Origin of the sequence: Saccharibacter sp. EH611 (assembly GCF_009834765.1) — a bacterium.
Taxonomy (GTDB): domain Bacteria; phylum Pseudomonadota; class Alphaproteobacteria; order Acetobacterales; family Acetobacteraceae; genus Saccharibacter.
Genome location: NZ_WVHP01000024.1, coordinates 64,697 through 80,716 on the forward strand (window position 1 = coordinate 64,697; position 16,020 = coordinate 80,716).

Here is a 16,020-nt window from a genome sequence, read left to right on the forward strand (position 1 = left end):
CAGGAAACACAGCTACAACCTCTCGTGAGATAATACTGTAAAGCATTCACCCGATGAAGATGACGAACTCTCTACTCAAATACACCTTTTCTTAGCATACTAACGGATTTTTTCGTAATGCAACATATACTGTGCTAAAAAATTGATCGAGACTCCTAATGGAATGACACGACCTCGGCCAGACACTCTAACACGATCACCCGACGCTCCGATATCAAAGCTCAGAACATCCAACCCTGCTTTCCATAACCATCCCAATACGTAACACCATGTCTCAGGGGCAACCGATGGTATGAAGCCAATATCGATTTTTTCAACGGCCAGCAATAGTAAAATATCTTTCTCGCGATATGGCCCCGTCACCCGGACACCTGCCTCCATCAATTTTTCGTCATCAGCCGTACTCCCAAACAAAACAAGCTCTAATGGCAAATCATGCTTTTGAATATGCCGACCAAGATCAACGAGAACATCATACCCTTTCCAGCGACTAATCCCCCCAAGCACACCAATACGACGCTTCGCATGGCGATAAAAAGGCTTACGTTCACTCTGGAGAAGACAACGATCGTCTTCGAGAGGTTCAATATCAATGGTCTTTACGTCCATTATATGGCGCTTTAACCGTCTCGCCGCATCAGAGGATGGAGCCACTACACGACGTGCTGCTGTCAACTCAACTGATGAACGCTCCAACAACGCCGAAATAGTCAGCCCAGCTTCAAGAGATTGCCCCCACCGATCAATACATCTCTGGCACGCCTCCACAGAGGGCTCCCCACAATAATGGCCGTCTCCCGTTAAGAGCGCAATACGTGGGCAAAACCAAACATGGTCATGCACAAAAACATCATACGGAACCTCAAGAGCACGATGGAGAGTGCGTATCCAAGGAGCATGTCCGGCCAAATGATGCCATTCAATATGACGTACTTGCACATCCCGAAGGAGACGACACAACTTGTTTTTCTCCGATGGTAGTGCATAAGATAGGTTGGGGAACCCCTCAATACTTCCACAGACTTCCAGTATACAGCCCTTCTCTGTTGGCGCCATACTCAGTGCGAGCACCTTTTTACGTAGGAAAGATTGGCCTCTCTCTTTCACAACACGCGCAACACCTCCACCAAGACGGTGCTGTATCATCAAAACAGAGCCAGCCTCTCCTACTCTTTCCCTCAAACAATACTCATCAAAAGAACGACGCACCTTATAGAGAGGGTCGCGCTTTTTAAAATCTTGTACATCTTGCGCATATTGTGGATATAGCTTGTTTAACAGCGCTAAATTGCGCTCCAATAAGCCACGATATCCCTCCTGAAACGATGCATGCCCCCGATGCCGCACATACACCGTCACAGCAGCAACATGACGAAAGCCCTGCTCACGAGCACGGAGACAAAAATCATTCTCCTCCGCATAGCCCTGCGCAAAAAGCTGGTCGCGCATCAAACCTGTCGCTTGTAAACACGCCGCAGAAATAGCCATGCAAAAGCCATTCCCCGTCGGCAGTTCAATAATATCAGGCTGGTCTATAGCTTGGCATAACTGGTCTAAAAAACGTGCGTTTCGTAGTGAGGGATAAATATTGTCTTGTTCAACGGACGGATACGAGGTGAGCCCACCATCATTTGAAAAAGGCGTCGCTGTGCCAACATGGGGCAACGCTAACCATGCCCGCAAACGCTCTACCCATCCCGGGAAAACAGTCGTGTCACTATTGAGCAAAATAACATCACGTCCGTGACAAAGGCTCAGCCCAACATTGACACTGTAAGGATAACCACGATTATACGCATTTGTTCGTAAAATAATTTGCTTTTGCTCAGCAAGCTGTTGAACGTACTGAACAATACCTGCATCTGGGGAAGCATCATCAATGACGACCACCACAGTATCCTGTGGCACAGTCTGCAAAACGCTTCTTAAACAGTCACGTGTTCCCTCATAATCACGATAAACAGGAATGATAACAGCACAACGCGCAGCCTTCAGGCGTGATCGCTCATCTTCGGTTGCGTTCCCCCCTCCCACCATCATCGGCTGAAATTGCGTCGGAATAGGCGCCTTACCTACTAAAATCTGCTCTATCTGCGGATCAAGCGGCGCCCCACGTAGCAGACGTTGATGCGTGTCCCGCACAACGACCTTCTTTTTCTCCCTATCTGGGAGAGAAGAGAGAGGGAAAGAAAACCCCCACGGTCGAAACAAAGGGCGGTCATCTCCCGCTATATCCCTTTTTTCCGAAACTGTTAGAGAAAAAGCGTCATCTATCCAAATTTTCGGTTCAAAATCAGGCTCCTCAGGATGCCACAGCCATCCCTCAAGGTGCCCGTCCTTAACGGTTACAACCCCATCACAACGGGTCAACGTGTGGATATCAAATGGACTGCCTAAAACATGCCGCCCTTTAACAGTAACCGACAAACGTTCATAGTCAGACCATAGACGTTTCGTTCCCTTATCATTCCATGAAGACAATAGAATCGCCCCAGGATCCATCTCTCCCAGATCATACGAATCTAGATAGAGTTGAACACGCTCTGCGCAATGAATTGAGACAATCCCACTATTAGAAAGCGTCGCCCAACCCGGCCTGCCCGTCTGTGCTGCGAGACGTCCTGCAACATCTGAAATCCCTTTCACCGCAAAAGAACGCGACAACGCATTTCCTAAGCAGCGCGCAGCCTCTTGTAGGCGCCCCTGTCGGCAGAGGCACCAAATCTCGGCAAAAGCAGCCTCACGTAGTTGGTAGCGCTCCCGCAGTAGCTGAAACCGAGGCTGACAAATCCGGCAATAATTAAGCTCCAAGGCCACCATTGCATAAGAAAGCATCGCATTAGAGCGGTCTCCCGACAAACGCTCCGCACGCCCAAGCCAGTAAAAACTGTCTTTGAGCTCCCCTTCCTCATAACAGGCCAGACCACGCTCAAGAGCCTCACTGGCCTCGCGCTCTCGCTCTTCATACCAGCGCTGCTCATCTTCGGACGAAATCTTCAGTCCATAACTGACATAGGGTGGGAAGGCCTCAGCCATGCTCCTCTCCTTTTTCCGCCGAAAGACGCTGTTGGTCGAGCTCTTTCAAATCTTTTTCGGCCTCTTTAGCACCGTTTTTCACGGCACGACGCAGCCATAAACGCGCTTGATCAACATCCGTATGTCCGGCCAATCCTCGCGCCAAGTAACGCCCGACCATCATCTGGGCAAGGCCATGACCTCTCTGGGCCGCCTTCTCAAAATAATCAAAGGCCCGCGAACGATCCATTGGGATGTCATGCCCGCCACCATACATAGCCCCAAGAGAGAAGAATGCATCCACATTCCCTTGCTCGGCAGCTTGATGATACAAGGCCAACGCTTTTTGGTGATCACGCCGCCCTTCAACAGCCCCTGTAACGAGCAACTGCGCCGCTGCTACACAGGCCTCCGGCATCCCTGCCTCTGCTGCTTTCTCGATCCATTTTAAACCATTAACAGGGTCAGCTGATAAACCAATCCCTTCATAAAGCATGCGGCCATACCAATATTGGGCGTTCACGATACCGTCGCGCGCTTTACTCATCCAGTAGAGAGCCTGCGCTTCATCACGTCCACCGCCAAGCCCTTGAGCGAGACACACCCCTAAATTGAACGCCCCTAACGGATCTCCACTCTCTGCTAAATGGCGGAAACGCTCTTGCATGTCCGCTTTCGCCTCATCTGATTGAGGCACGCCGGCAAGAATCATATTCCCAAAGTCCGCCACAGCATGTTTATCGCCTTTTGCTGCAGCCACTTGAAACCAATGCGTCGCCTTTTGGGGATCCCGCTCCGTTCCTGTGCCCGTTAGGTAAAGCAGCGCTAACGCACGTGTTGCTGCGACATGCCCATTTTCTGCCGCCAAGCGATACCATTTAAGCGCTTCTGAAGGGACGGGAACAAAATCTTCCCCTCGAATATATAAATCACCAAGCAAAGCAGCCGCATCAGCATCTCCATTATACGCAGCCCGCCGCAACCACGTCTCTGCTCGCGTAATATTCGTCTCTACGCCAACCCCTTTAAGGAGCATGAGCCCATAGCGTGCCTGAGCAGGGAGAATATTATTCTCCGCTGCTTTTTCATAATAATGAGCAGCCCGCTCAAAACTTTGCTTTACCGCAAAGCCTGTCTCATACATCCAACCCAGCGTAGCACACGCCGTGCCTAGATCACCCTCTGCCGCTTTGGTTAAATAGGCTGCTGCACGGCGTTTCTCATCCTCGGTTCTTGCCTCCCCCACAAGAAGGAGACCAAGGCCAAGATAGCCTTGTAACGCCCCACCATCAGCCGCCTTACCATACCAGTAGCGGGCCTGCCGTTCATCACGCAGCTCTTTAGGGCCATGGGTTAGAATATGAGCCAGCAGGGCTTGAGCATCCGCATTCCCAGCCTCAGCTCCGCGACGCGCCCAAAGCTCAGCCTGTTCAAAATCAGGCTGCTTTTCCGCATGTTCATACTCGGCGGTTAACGCATCGACCGTGTTAAACGTCGTGGTTGGATCAAACCCTTCTGGCAAGCCCATCGCGTAGAGCGTTGCCAACGTAAAGCACGCTTCTGGCAGTCCATGATGGGCTGCACGCGACACCCAGCGCGCCCCTTCCTCTAGAGACGCCACCACCCCATTGCCGCTTAGGTAACATTGCCCAACCTGATATTGCGCCTGCGGGTCATCGCGTCGCGCAAGATCCGCAAAAATCGAAAAGGCCTCAACAGCTTCCCCTTGCTCGAGAAGCTGCATAGCATGCGCAAACCGTCGAACGGACGGACGGAAAGATGAGAAAAACGTCTTCTTCATAATGAGCTGTCGTCACCCACCTAAGATGGCTCTCTCATGCCATTGGTGAGGGTTGGGACAATACGACTAAACAGATACTTGATGATCGTACGTTTCCCCACATCAATATCCGCCGTGACAGGAACACCCGGTGCCGGATGGAAGAAAGACGGCTGCCCATGAAGCGTATATTTATCCACACGCAAACGGATCCGATAAAAAACGGGGGCATCCCCTTGTGTTGCCAGCTCTTCAGGGTTGATCCCAGCCCGAATGTTGCTTGTCGAAATATCCGTTGGCAGGAAAGTATCCGCACTAATGACCCGCACGGTCGCTTCTGCTCCGCCATACATATTATACGGAAAAGACGAGAACTTAATAATCGCATGGTCTTTTAGCTTCACAAACCCTGCGTCCTGTGCACGCAAAATAGCTTCCATTTCCAGCCCTGTCGCACTTGGAACCAGTGTCATGATCCGCACTTGTGGATCAACCACCGCCCCAACAGACACTGGAGCGACCGTGAGCACAACACCATCCGTCGGTGCGCGCAACAAGATCATGCGCTGCTTAACACGCGCTTTACGGTACTCACTACGCGTTTCATCAAGACGGCGCTCTGATTCCGCTAAACTTGTGTAAGCCTCTGCTTTAAAAGACTGAATGAAACTCTCTCGCGTCGCTTTTAGCGCATTCAGACGACTTTCTGTGCCATTAGCTTGTTGCTGAGCCGTAATCAATGCCCGCTCAGCATCCATGACAGCATCCTGCGCCCCAAGCGTGGAAAGCCGCGAACCGACTTCTTCCTTCTGTTCACGCCGCCGCATCTCTAATACAGCAGACACAACCCGCAGCTTGCTAGCAAACATCGCAGCATTAGCCCGTGCCCCCTGAAGGTCACTTTCCATCCCCGCAATACGATGGTCAAAGTCTTGAATATGGGCCATATAATCTTGGTGACGCCGTAAATACGTCTCACCCTGCTGAATGGAGGCCGGAACATTGAGGTCAGGATGGTATTCTTGCCCAGCGGCTTCCGCCTTCAGTCTGTCCACCTGTGCTTGCAAGAGTTGAGACTGGGCAACAAGGTTCTCCATATCCACTTGGCTTAATGTCGGATCCAAGCGAGCCAGCACCTGCCCCTTATGCACATAATCTCCCACATGCGCATCAAGCGAACGGATCACCCCACTATCGAAAGGCTGCACAAGGGTTGTTGGTTGGGTGGAAATAAGCCGTCCCTTAACAGATACCACCTTATTGACGGGGAAAAGCGCCATTGCCAGCAAGCTCATAATAAGCAAGCTGCCTGTGACCCAAACAATATATTGTGCCGATGGCGTGGCGGGCATATTAACCAGCCCACGCGTTGGAGAGTGGAACTCCAGCAAGGCCACGGGCATACCATCAGGGGCAAAGGGGTCTGTGGCTTTACGCGGAACATTATGCCCCCCTTCCTTGGGAGCTTCCTCTTCGTGCCCTCCCTGATCGGCAGAAGAGTCTTGCCCGTCAGCACGAGCTTTATCACGCGTGTTCTCAGTCTCCCCATCATGGGAGGAAGAAGCCGTATCGCGAGGGTCATCGTCATGAGGTGTGTGCTCATTCTCACTCATGCGTCATCTCCCTCAGAAGGCTGCGGCCCCTGCCGTGCCTCCCTTTTCTGATCATCGGCCGCTTCATCCTCTTCTGCTTCCTCCGCAGCCTGCGGATTAACATGACGATTTTGTTGGAGCCAAAGCGTTCGATAGACCTCACTACTCTCCAAAAGCTCTGAATGCGGCCCAATAGCAGTAACCTTGCCCTTATCCATCACGGCAATCTGGTCACAATCCACCAACGAAGACAGACGGTGCGACACGATAACCATCGTACGCCCTTTACCGATCCGCTGAAGGTTCGCATTCACCAAAGCCTCCGATTCCGGATCCAAGGCCGAGGTAGCCTCATCCAAAATCATCAATTTGGGATCACAGATCACGGCACGAGCAATCGCCAAACGCTGCCGCTGTCCCCCGGAAATATTGGTGGAGCCTTCTTCAATCCATGTCTCATACCCGGCGGGCATACGTTCAATAAACTCTTCTGCCCCAGCCATGCGTGCCGCCCGCACGACGTCATCAATGGTCAGGCCTGGACGACCTGCCGTGATATTGTCCTGAATCGTACCACGGAAGAGAAAGTTATCTTGCAACACCACCCCAAAGGAGCGTCGCAAATGGTGCAGGTTAATCTCGCGCATATCAATACCGTCTAAGCGCAGATAGCCTGTGTAATTACGGCTCACCCCTTGCAACAAACGCGTAATGGTTGATTTACCCGAACCAGACCGCCCAACCAGCCCCAGCATCGTTCCCGCCGGCACGCTAAAGTTCACCCCATCTAGCGCTTTCGCCGTTGATCCTGGATAAGAAAAGTTCACATCAACAAAGCTAAGAGCCCCTTTAATAGGAGGGCGCATGCCCGTCGTTAGTGCTTTGGATTCTGTTGGTTGGTTAAGCACCATCCCGGCTTCATTGAGGGAAACTGTCACCTCATTGACTGATTCCATCATGCGCGCCAAGCTCACCAAAGGAGAGGCAACACGCCCACCAAGCATCATAAAGGCCATCAAAGCCCCACCCTGCATGGAGCTAGAATTGGTCAAGGTGAGGTAAGCCCCCACCATGATGATCCCGCGATTAATGAACATATTAAGCGGCATCACAATGGAGTTCGACCAGTTTGAAATCCGCCCTGCGGCTAAACGCCAACGCACGACCTCTGCGGTGCGATCATCCCATTCTTCACGACGTGGATTTTCAAGAGCAAGCGTTTTGACTGTCCTGATCCCAGCAACTGTCTCGTACAGGGTCGCGTTTCGCTTCATCTCCGTGCGGATTTGATGACCAGCAACGCGACTAATCGCAGGCAACATAATGACCACCACCAGCCCAATGGCCCCTGCTGCCGCAAAGGTCAGCCACGCCATGGTGGGACTCATGTAAAACAGGACCGGCATCACCACGACCAGCACGAACATATCCAAAATCGTACTCAGAAGCTGGCCGGTCATAAAGTCACGCACTTTAAAGACCGATGAAAAACGCCCGAGAATTTCACCAGCCTGTTGGCGCTCATAAAACTCCAACGGCAGGGATAAAAGCCGATTAAACGCATGGAGTGAAATACGCGCATCAAGACGCGTGGTGACCACCAAGGTCAGCTCCTGACGTCCATAAGAAAGCAAAATCTCATACACGCCTAAAATAATGACAAAACCCATCAGCGAGACCAGCGTTGCCATTGAGTGATAGTTCACCACACGGTCAATCACCTGCATGACGATCAACGGCGGAAAAACCTGCAACACGCTCATGACCATCGAGCCAAACACCATGTCACGCAGGCCGCGCTTCTCGCGCAGAACCATCTTGGCAAACCAAGCAAGGTCAAACCGCGCATCCCCCTCGGCCTCATCACGGCGCCGTTTGACGAGAACCACATCCCCCGTCCAAACCTGCGTCAGCCGTAGCTGATCTACAGGGATAGGAGGCTCCCCCTCTCCTTTAAGAGGGTCACGCAACCACACGACCCCTTTTTCAGGGTTCGAGCCGACCATCAGTCCCGCAGAACCATCACGGAACATCAGAACAATCGGCGGTGTGTTGCCCATCCGAACCAAATACCGCCAGCGCAGATGCATGGCCTTAGCAACAGCGCCCTGCTCTCTCAGCCACCGCACCAAGCTTGCCGGGGAAGGAGAATCCTCCTCTGGCTCAGCCGCAAAATCGCGCATATCCAGCTCCAACCCATGGTAATGGGCGACGGCAATAACTGCACGAAGCCGAATATAAACCGGGCTACCCGGCTCAAGTTTTGCCGACTGGGGGCTTCCAGGAGAGGGCTGCTGCGCCACAGACTATCCTTTAACATGTCAAGATTAGAAACATGATAACCATAATGGTTCTAAATGACCATATGACACCTTTTCCCTCTCTCATATCCTTCTCCAGAAATGAAGAGAAAAAGAGAAAGGCGCTATTTCCCAATCCTCACTCTTTCATTCCCTCAGCAGACCGCCCATCTCGACAAGAACGCTCTCTATAAGGAATTTATGTATGTTGTTGTCGCGTCATTATGCGCAGGATCTCCCCGAAGGGTTATCTGCTCCCCTCACTCCGACAGCACCAGCGCAGCCCAGCCTTATCGCTCTCAATGAACCTCTCGCCCGCTCGCTCGGGCTAGACCCAGACTGGCTTCGTTCACCTGAAGGGATCGCCCTACTTAGCTCAGGCACACGCCCTGACGGCAAGCCCCCCGTTGCTATGGCCTATGCGGGGCACCAGTTTGGGCATTTTGTCCCCTCCCTTGGTGATGGACGCGCCATGCTGGTCGGAGAGCTTACCACCCCTGACGGAACCTTATACGACCTGCACCTCAAAGGAACAGGCCCAACAATGTTCTCACGCGGAGGCGACGGTTATTGCGCCCTTGGCCCTGCTTTGCGTGAATATCTTGTCAGCGACGCCATGGCCGCTCTTGGCATTCCCACCGCGCGAGCCCTTGCTGTCCTCTCCACAGGAGAACACGTTGAACGCGATGGGCAAGCCCGCCCCGGCGCTGTGGTTGCCCGCGTTGCCAAAAGCCATATCCGCGTTGGAACCTTCCAATATGCCGCCGCACATGGCGGCCTCTCTACAGTACGAGCCCTCGCTGACTTTACGATAAAACGGCTTTTCCCAGAGATTAACCCTCATGACCCGCAGCGCTATCTGACGATGCTGGCTCAAACCGTTCAACGTCAGGCGGCTCTCGTAGCCCGCTGGATGGGCGTAGGTTTCATCCACGGTGTGCTGAACACGGATAATTGCACCCTGTCAGGAGAAACGCTGGACTACGGCCCGTGCGCTTTTCTTGACACCTATGACCCGCTCAAATCGTTCAGCTTCGTTGACCAACACGGGCGTTATGCGTATGGACGCCAGCCCCATATCACGCTGTGGAATCTCTGCCGCCTTGCTGAATGTCTTGTACCGCTCATCGATACCGATGAAGATCGTGCCATTGGGCAGGTTCAGGACGCCCTCAAAGAGTTTGACCGACTTTTCCACCATGAATGGCTCACGACTTTCCGTCAAAAACTTGGCCTTGCCACACAGCATGAGGATGATGTTCGTCTTCTCGAGCATTTCTTGAGCACGATGCATCAAGGAGACGCTGATTTTACACAATTCTTCCGCGCGTTAAGTGGGGAAAACCCCGTTTTGCATGATAATTATCACGCTGTGCGTGAAACCCTACACCATCATCACGGCCATATGGACTTATGCCGCACGGAGCTTCTCCATCGGCTGGAGAAAGAAACACGCTCTCCCCAAGAACGCCATGAGGCGATGATTAAAACCAATCCACGGATTATTCCGCGCAACCATCGCGTTGAGCAGGCTATTGCCGCCGCCTATTCTGGCGACATGGCCCCGTTCCATCATCTCCATCAAGCCTTGCGCCATCCGTTTGACGAGGGTGATGATGGGTTCGATCTCCCACCAACAACAGAAGAGCAAGTCACCAACACCTATTGCGGCACCTAAGACAAACAGCCTTCCTCCTGTTCTATACAAGGGGAAGGCGCCGCTCTCCTACGACCAATGCGGCCCGTAGAGGATCACGCCGGCTCCTAAAAGACACAACAACACCCCGAGCCCATCACTGGGCACGGGCCGCGCCCCTTCAACCCACCACCCCCATAAAAAGCTCGTGATGATATACACCCCACCGTAAAGAGCATAAGCGCGTCCAGCATGGTCAGCTTGGCTTAAGGTTAAAAGCCACGCAAACAGAACTAAACAACCCCCACCCGGCACCAGCCATAAAGGCGTATGCCCCAGACGAAGCCATGCCCAAAAGGAAAAACAACCCGCAATTTCCGCACAGGATGCCAAAACGTAGAGCGCTAACGTTTGCATCTCACGTCGCCTTCTTAGAATCCCTTTTGATACGGCTCATCCCAACACCGAGCAGCACCACAACGCCCCCCAAAAGGGTAATCAAATCCGGCCATACGCCTTCAAGAAGAAAGGCCAGGATAAAGGTCACAGGGGGCAAAAAATACAGCATCATGGCGCCACGCGCCGCCCCAAGAGCCCCGATCACAAAGCTCCATACACCATAGCCAATCACAGCGGGAACAAGGCCAAGCTCTGCCACGCACCACCACGCCCGCGCTGGGGCATGGGACAAATGCGCAACACCTTCACGCAACCAAGGCAGAAGAAAGAAAGCACCGATCATTAACACATAGGCTGTCCCCGTTAAACCGCCATAACGCTGGACTAAAGGCCGCTGCAATACGGTATACATCGCCGCACAAAAAGCGGCGATCAGGGCCATTCCAGCACCAGAACCAAAGGTTAACCCCTCTTTTTGTCCGCTAACGATTACCGCCACCCCAGCAAAGCTCGTCAGTGACCCTAGCCAGCCCCATCCCGTCACGCGCTCTTGCGTAAACAAGACAGCCAGAAGCCCCGCCATGATAGGCCCTGTCGCAATCACGAGGCTTGTTGCGCCTGATGATAACGTCGTTTCACCGAGGTTAAAGAAGACATTATAGAGTGTGATCCCAAAAAACCCGCAGGCTAAAAGCCGGGGGGCATCGCGCCAGTGAGGCATAGGAGCGCGCGAGACCAACAGCCACATAGCCGCCAAAAGAGCCGCCAAAGCATAGCGCAATGCCGCCAACGGTAGGGGCGGGAGGTCACGCAGTGCTAAACGGACAACAGGATAAGCGCTGGCCCACGACAGAACCGACACCAACACACAAAGAGGGATAAAACGACGAGAGGAGTGAGACATCTTCTCGCTCTAGCAAGAGCGTATCGGCATTCCTAGAAAAAACACGACCGAACAGAGATTAACGCGTCAATGCATGTGCACGCTCAAGCGCCTTTTCTAACCCCGCACTTGAAAGCGGAAGCTTCATGACATGCCCTGAGAGGGTCATAAAAGACAGAGACGCATGTTGGCTTTTTTCCAGCGCAGAAAACTGCCCCTCGTCCAAATCAAGCGGGACGATACATCCTTCTGGCAAGCATGTTGTAAAAGAGTAAATGTCCCCTACCGGCAAACCATCAGTCACGATCGTAAGGCCGTGGTTGAGATCAAGCCCAAAGGGCAATAAAGCCACACCATGTGTTTGATCTCCTTGCGGGCGAAATTTAATACTGAAAAAACGCTGCTGCGTTTTACTATCATAGGCTTGTTGGGTGACAGAACAATCCGTCTGATTATCCTTCACATGGCACGATAAGCTCCAATCCTGGTACGTCTCATTGAGTGATGTCACACCATCAGGAAGAGATGATGCGGCCTGTGCACCCTCTTGCGGCCCCATCACCATCCATCCAAGAAGTGCAAGAAGGAAAACCTTCTTCATCATGGGTTGTCCCTTCCCTCTGTTTAAAAATGCACCCGAATACTAGCACGACCACCATTATCATAGCCGCGATTTCCATATTGGCCGAAATAGGACAGGCTCACATCAATCATATCGGTCAATTGTGCCTGGACGCCCACATCCGCCACGACGCTATCTTCTGACATGGGTGCGCCATTAATATCCATGTCAGGGCCTCCTGAGACGACCGTTTGATGGACACTCGGTGAGACATCACCGAAAGCACGACGATACGCCACCATTGCATACGGGCTTACGAGCGCATCCCTAATCCAAAATCGCGTTGACGCTCTTACACCTGCTGTCATATAGCCAACGCCTGTATCCATCCCCCGACCATGCAACGCAGCCTGGCCTCCACCTTCTGTAAACTCCCGCGTATGAAGATTAACATATGTCATATCAATAAAAGGCTCGATCCGAGCTTGGTCTGTAATATGGAACCGATAGGCTGCCTCAGCGAAAGCTTGAGCCGTCCCGCCATGTTGATGCGTGTTATTCTTATCGTGAAAGCCCGTATAGTCCACTTGGCGATTTATATTAATCAAGTTCCACGTATAAATCGCCCCCGTCCGCAATGAGAAAGCGCCCCACTGCTTAGACGCATAGGCCCCAATTGAAATATCGTCACTGCGTCCTGATGATGCTCGACTATGAACACCCATCATGGAATGAGCGTATCCAACAAAACCACCCACACGCCACTCATTTTCAAGCGGCTTATCCGCACCAATAATAAAACCGGCGACTGAATGGCTCATACTCGCCGCACCAGCAGCACCATCATTATGACCCATCCCGCCATAAGCCTGCCCCCACCAAACGGCACGATCGGAAACACATTTACCATCTGTCCGGCGCCGCGTTTGCCAATCTGCTGTCGAAATCACTCCACCGCTGCTCGGCCCATCACAATCCGCCGTTGCTAAACGATCCAGCACTGCTTGGCGCGTGTAAAAGCTATTTTGGATGAGTGCCGTGCGCAACGAGGCATGCACCTCTCCTGACAGCGCATTCAGCGCATGCCGGGCCTGCCCAGCATCGGTCATCTGAGCAAAAGCTTGGGCGGCATCAGAGTTCGCCCCTACTTGCTCAAACATATTAGCTGAAGCCCGTTCATTACGGGTCGTCGCAATCGAATTATACTGGACAGAATTACGGTGTAAAATGACGTCTACAGCGTTAGGATTACTTTGACCGGAAGGAATCATATTGCCATTCGCATCGACGACAGTACTAAAATCACTATCGCCTTCATGACCTACCTGCTGATTCAAGAAGAGATAGTTTTTACTCGTTTTAACCTTTGAAAGATCCCCTTCCACACCGTCTGTTGTTTGCAACACGCGATAGCCAACATTGTAACGCAGCGTTTTGTCAGGATTTGTTGAAAGGTTAATAATACTTCCTTCCCCAAAACGCGCTTTCCCAGTGACATAAAGAACATTGCCTTCGTGATAGACATAGCCTTTTTCATGGGTGTCTTCTGATGTCTTATCCGACCCTATATTGGCATTTAAAATACCGCCTGTCTCAATAATCAAATTATCTCGATCGCGCTGCCCCGTGCCTGCAATCGTCAAATTTTGATGCAGATCTCCATCATCTCCACCCGCTGAAATCGTTCCTCGATCATGAACGATAACTGGACCACCAACCGTTCCACTCCCCGACAAGGTTCCCCCAGAACTAATCGTCGTTTGGCCTGTTGCGCTGCTTTGGTTCCCATTAATACGCAAATTCCCACGATTAATGGTTGTCTCACCCGTATAGCTGTTATCAGCGGTCAAAACCGTCATGCCATCGCCTGACTGGACGACAGACCCAGCCCCATCAATCGTTTGCCCAAACGTTGCTGTCCCTACTTGGCTCATTGTCACAGAAGCATCTTTTTGCTGAAGGTAAATCAACTTGGAATTTCCAAAATCCCCCTGCTCTCCTCCACTCCCTGAAGCCAAAAGCACTGAACCCTTCTCAATCGTTATATCCCCATCAAAACTATTATGATGTGTGAAAACGAGATTGCCTTGACTTTGTTTAATAATTCCGCCCGCCCCAGATAACATGCCATTAAGGACGATATTACCGCCATTTGTATCCATATAAGATGTTTTATTTAAGGATATATTTAATCCAGTCGTGAGGTTAGACATAACAGAAGCCGTATCATTATATGCACCACGTTGAAGCGTCCCACCATTAAGGTTGAATTGATACGACTTTTCATTATCCGCCGCATAAATAGCATCTGCAATTACATTACCATGCGTATCACGCGGATCACTAACAGAGACCGTTCCTCCTGTCTGAATATTAAGATATCCGCTTTTTTGTTTTAATTGTTCCTGCACGATTTGATTATCTTTATTAGCCCCAACAAGATCATCTTGGCTCGGCACACCAAAGGCGACGCTATTTTTAACGGCAATTAACCCACTATTTTTATTCGTGTCGTCACCAACTGTTACCGTACCTATTCCTGAACCATTCACGAAAAAATTTGTGGCTGCTAATATTGATTGTGTAGAAGAAGAGTTCCCTACATTATCTTCATTTCCGATGACTTTTATCGTGCCAACCCCACCTAAATAATTGCCAGCCACACTAACTGTAGAATTTACCACACCTCCATTTATAACCGACAAGGAACCATTTCCCGTGCTCGGTGCACGACTTGGGTCATAATGAGGAGAATCATATGTTGAATCCCCATTACCAACGGATAAAATACCAGCATGAAACCACGCATTATCGACTGTTAACATAGATCCGCGCGCGCTTGCAGCCAAACCAACATTAACCGTACTGGTATCGGCCGCCACAACAGCCCCATTGGAAACCGTCATACTACCACGATCAGCTTGCCCAATAATAATGTAATCATTATTGGCGACAAATCCCTTTAAACGCTCCGCATTCAACAAGCGCGTCGCCTCATCCTTACCTGAAGCCGTTGGAACACCCCGAGCATCAACCGTGCCTAAAACTGCCCGTGTCGTTGTATCGACAATACTCCCCGACATAGAGTTATCTTTTGTCGCAACAAAATCTAAGTCGCTCGTATTAGCGCCACTTCCGGTGATATTCAGTGTCCCTTCACGCGTAACAATGTCACCGCTCAATGGCGTATCCGTTAGTCCCGTTGGAAATATAGCCTTACCCCCACTCGTACTGGCACTTTTGCCACTCCCTGTATTGGGGTTAGGATTCATTAAAATGACAGTTCCTGTAATGTCAGCGCCGCTCGCCCCTTTAAATACAAGCGATCCCTCTCCCGTTACGACCTGATCAAACGATGTCTCAGAAGTATTATTGAGCGTTAAATTAGAATTCCCTTTAGATAAATAAATACCGGATTTTTGACTGATAATACCGTCTTTTGTGCCATCACCAAGCTGTACCGTTCCTTGGGAAACTTGCGTTGTGCCGGTATAACTCCCCTGCCCCACAAGCACAGCTTCTTTGACGGGGGCCCAAACATACCCTGCGGCTGATTCCCCAAGGGTAGAAAGGTCATACGTCCCATCCAAAAAAGGGTTGTCTGCTGTGCCTTGTTGTGTCGCCGTATCTGCTGCATGTGCATCACGACTTATGCTGCCTCCCAAAAGGACGCAGCATAGCGCGCAGCTTGCCCCAATATGTGCCCAGCGTAGGCTCATTTCTTCCCACTTTTCTAACAGAGGAAAATCTATATAAGGGTTTTCTAGGATAAGAAAACCCTTACGAAAATAGAGGCCATTTTCCTCTTGGACTGTCATAACTACATGCAAAAACCTTTTTACATGCTCATCCC

The 16,020-nt window shown here is 51.3% G+C and carries 9 protein-coding genes; 1 reads left to right on the top strand and 8 read right to left on the bottom strand.

The features are described from left to right. Positions 1-99: 99 nt before the first annotated feature. From GS535_RS09410 to GS535_RS09425, 4 genes are read right to left on the bottom strand one after another with little or no spacing between them, the layout of a single operon-like run. Positions 100-3,036 (bottom strand): glycosyltransferase, encoded by a 2,937-nt coding sequence (locus tag GS535_RS09410; RefSeq protein ID WP_160792452.1) that lies wholly within the window; start codon positions 3,034-3,036, stop codon positions 100-102. Then, complete coding sequence (locus tag GS535_RS09415) at positions 3,029-4,816, bottom strand: tetratricopeptide repeat protein (protein WP_160792453.1); 1,788 nt, start codon at positions 4,814-4,816, stop codon at positions 3,029-3,031. Before GS535_RS09415 ends, GS535_RS09410 begins: the two co-directional genes overlap by 8 nt. Before the next feature lie 20 nt (positions 4,817-4,836). Further along, positions 4,837-6,408, bottom strand: coding sequence for an HlyD family type I secretion periplasmic adaptor subunit (locus GS535_RS09420; RefSeq protein ID WP_160792454.1), 1,572 nt, complete (start codon positions 6,406-6,408; stop codon positions 4,837-4,839). Further along, on the bottom strand, positions 6,405-8,606 hold the full coding sequence (locus GS535_RS09425) for a peptidase domain-containing ABC transporter (RefSeq protein ID WP_370518170.1): 2,202 nt from the start codon (positions 8,604-8,606) through the stop codon (positions 6,405-6,407). The genes GS535_RS09420 and GS535_RS09425 overlap by 4 nt, the downstream gene beginning before the upstream one ends. A 286-nt stretch (positions 8,607-8,892) precedes the next feature. Between GS535_RS09425 and GS535_RS09430 the strand changes: the two genes are divergently transcribed. After that, positions 8,893-10,365, top strand: coding sequence for a YdiU family protein (locus GS535_RS09430; RefSeq protein ID WP_160792456.1), 1,473 nt, complete (start codon positions 8,893-8,895; stop codon positions 10,363-10,365). Positions 10,366-10,413: 48 nt separating this feature from the next. Here the strand turns inward: GS535_RS09430 and GS535_RS09435 are convergent, their stop codons facing one another. Genes GS535_RS09435 through GS535_RS09450 form a run of 4 tightly spaced genes read right to left on the bottom strand, consistent with a single transcriptional unit; the run spans position 10,414 to position 15,886 of the window. After that, the gene (locus GS535_RS09435) at positions 10,414-10,740 is read right to left on the bottom strand and encodes a YnfA family protein (RefSeq protein WP_160792457.1); all 327 of its coding nucleotides are present in this window, start codon (positions 10,738-10,740) and stop codon (positions 10,414-10,416) included. A 1-nt stretch (position 10,741) separates the two neighbouring features. Continuing rightward, positions 10,742-11,626, bottom strand: a complete 885-nt coding sequence (locus GS535_RS09440; protein WP_160799198.1) for a DMT family transporter — start codon at positions 11,624-11,626, stop codon at positions 10,742-10,744. A gap of 58 nt (positions 11,627-11,684) precedes the next feature. Next, positions 11,685-12,209 (bottom strand): invasion associated locus B family protein, encoded by a 525-nt coding sequence (locus GS535_RS09445; protein ID WP_160792459.1) that lies wholly within the window; start codon positions 12,207-12,209, stop codon positions 11,685-11,687. A gap of 20 nt (positions 12,210-12,229) precedes the next feature. Then, the gene (locus GS535_RS09450; RefSeq protein ID WP_160792460.1) at positions 12,230-15,886 is read right to left on the bottom strand and encodes an autotransporter domain-containing protein; all 3,657 of its coding nucleotides are present in this window, start codon (positions 15,884-15,886) and stop codon (positions 12,230-12,232) included. Positions 15,887-16,020: the final 134 nt, after the last annotated feature.

What these genes read in the sequence shown, in the direction of transcription:
- GS535_RS09415 (WP_160792453.1), bottom strand. Translation starts at nt 4,816, where the DNA reads ATGAAGAAGACGTTTTTCTCATCTTTCCGTCCGTCCGTTCGACGGTTT.
- GS535_RS09410 (WP_160792452.1), bottom strand. Translation starts at nt 3,036, where the DNA reads ATGGCTGAGGCCTTCCCACCCTATGTCAGTTATGGACTGAAGATTTCG.
- GS535_RS09435 (WP_160792457.1), bottom strand. Translation starts at nt 10,740, where the DNA reads ATGCAAACGTTAGCGCTCTACGTTTTGGCATCCTGTGCGGAAATTGCG.
- GS535_RS09440 (WP_160799198.1), bottom strand. Translation starts at nt 11,626, where the DNA reads ATGTCTCACTCCTCTCGTCGTTTTATCCCTCTTTGTGTGTTGGTGTCG.
- GS535_RS09450 (WP_160792460.1), bottom strand. Translation starts at nt 15,886, where the DNA reads ATGAGCCTACGCTGGGCACATATTGGGGCAAGCTGCGCGCTATGCTGC.
- GS535_RS09420 (WP_160792454.1), bottom strand. Translation starts at nt 6,408, where the DNA reads ATGAGTGAGAATGAGCACACACCTCATGACGATGACCCTCGCGATACG.
- GS535_RS09430 (WP_160792456.1), top strand. Translation starts at nt 8,893, where the DNA reads ATGTTGTTGTCGCGTCATTATGCGCAGGATCTCCCCGAAGGGTTATCT.
- GS535_RS09445 (WP_160792459.1), bottom strand. Translation starts at nt 12,209, where the DNA reads ATGATGAAGAAGGTTTTCCTTCTTGCACTTCTTGGATGGATGGTGATG.